Source organism: Snodgrassella sp. B3837 (assembly GCF_026535955.1).
In the GTDB taxonomy this organism is placed as follows: domain Bacteria; phylum Pseudomonadota; class Gammaproteobacteria; order Burkholderiales; family Neisseriaceae; genus Snodgrassella; species Snodgrassella alvi_E.
The window spans coordinates 1-1,990 of record NZ_JAFNPI010000026.1 but is presented as its reverse complement, the minus strand read 5'-3'; the positions used below and the strand labels follow the sequence as shown (position 1 = coordinate 1,990).

The following is a 1,990-nucleotide window of genomic DNA, read 5'->3' as shown; positions in this document are numbered from 1 at the left end:
TCCTTATTCTGAGCTGGATATGTTGGGAGCGAATACTTATGATTGCCATCAGCCATTATTTAATGGAAGACAAGAAGCATGTCGGAATTTGAATCTTCAACATCAGTTTTTTCAGGTACTTGCTGATGAAATCAAAGCCGGAGGATTTAAGGACACTGACATCGTAGTTGTAGGTGATCATAGCCCTCCTATTATGTTAGATAAATATAAAGACAGTTTTAAGCCTGATTCTGTGCCATATATTCACGTACGAGTAAATTGAAATAGTTTATATTTAACTAAATTTTGTAAGGTAACCTGTGTAATTACTTCTAAATTAGTAATAAAGGGTACCTTACAGTTTTTATCGCCTTTAATTTTTAAATTTCCAAATCCATAATAGTTGCAAAAATTATTTGAAGCAAAAGTATGGGTAAAAAAATCCTTCGCCCAATATTCTTATTGATGCCTTAATGTTATAAAAAATTTATATATTTTAAAAGATTTTGACTATAGAAATGGGTACTGGGAGCCAGTGGGTTTGTACATTGCAATTTACTATAAACGATAATGAAATTACAGATATTTTCTAAATTAAAGTATTGAAATTTATAGTCTGATAAAATTTTGATAGACAATCTTTTTCTAAAATAATATTTACTAATATTATTTTAGATTTTACTTTATTGTTTTATTGGGGGGAAATATTTGTACGTAATGTCAGTAAATATTCGAATTAATGTAAATATCCAAAATATATTTTCAGTCTTAATTTTCATATGATATCATTTATGAAAATTTCATTTATATGTGATCATATTTAAACTTTATATAAGAAATATTGATGAATATTGAAGTACATTTCCCTTTATTTTCCAAAGTAATACATATATTTAATAAGTATTTTTCTTTTCGGTTATGGCTTTTTATCGCTTTTTATCTAATTATAAATAATGGTTTTTTCTGGTTATCACACGCATTGATTCACTCCCAGCGGTATGTGGTTGTATTGGAATACGTTTGGATTATTCCATTATTGTGTTTGCGAAAAAATTGGTCAATATTATTATTTACCATCTCCTACGTTTGCATTTATATATTTGACATTTTGTATTGGATTAAGCAATTTTATCGTTATGAAAATTTATCAGAATTCATTGGGTTACTTTATTTTCTTCCCCAAGCTCCAAAATTATATTGGATAATTTTAGGATTAATTTTTGGTTATCTGATATTAAGTTTATTTCTAATTTTCAAATATTTGGTTCGTTTTGTTACAACGCAAATGATTCTACCATTATCTATATTATATTTATTGTTTGTATTTTGCTTTTACGATTATCGTGGTACTAATCTTTCTGATCGCTATAAGACTACTGGTTGGTGGGGCAGTTACTACGAAACTATTCAAAATTATAAATATAATATGCAAATTTTTTGGCTCAGAAAAGTCAACCCTGAGTTTTACGATTGGCCACATGGAGGTGTGTTACAAAAACAGATTAATTTGCAGCATCCCCCCAAAAAAATACTATTCATTTTAAATGAATCATGGGGTACTTTTGTACCTGAACATGGCGCTATTAATTCATCGGTAAAAGCACCTTTGCTGAATTTGCCCATTGTAAAACTAATTGCTCAGGGTGAAAATCCAGCACTCCACAGTACCATAATGGGGGAGCTGCGAGAGTTATGTGATTTGAAAGCCAAAAGTTCCAATTTTAAACTAGGCCCGTTTGATAAGTTCAAAAAATGTGTTCCGGTAAGATTACAAAAACAAGGTTACGATATACAAGCTTTTCATGGATCCTCTTCTAAGATGTATAACCGTAAAGAATGGTATCCGTATATGGGTTTGCAAGATGCACATTTTTATCCACATTTTAGTAATATAAAACTTTGTTATTCATTCCCCGGAGCTTGTGATTATAATATTGTGCATGATGTATCAGCTGCCAATAAATCTGCACAGGGTAAATCATTTATATACTGGCTAACACTGAACACCCAT

Annotated in this window: 1 protein-coding gene and 1 pseudogene; both read left to right on the top strand. The window is 29.9% G+C overall.

Features of this window, described 5'->3' with window-relative positions:
* A pseudogene (locus J3U67_RS08315) lies at positions 1-262 on the top strand (hypothetical protein); the annotation flags it as partial.
* 561 nt (positions 263-823) lie between these two features.
* The coding region (locus J3U67_RS08310; protein ID WP_267404731.1) for a hypothetical protein at positions 824-1,990 on the top strand (1,167 nt) is incomplete at its 3' end.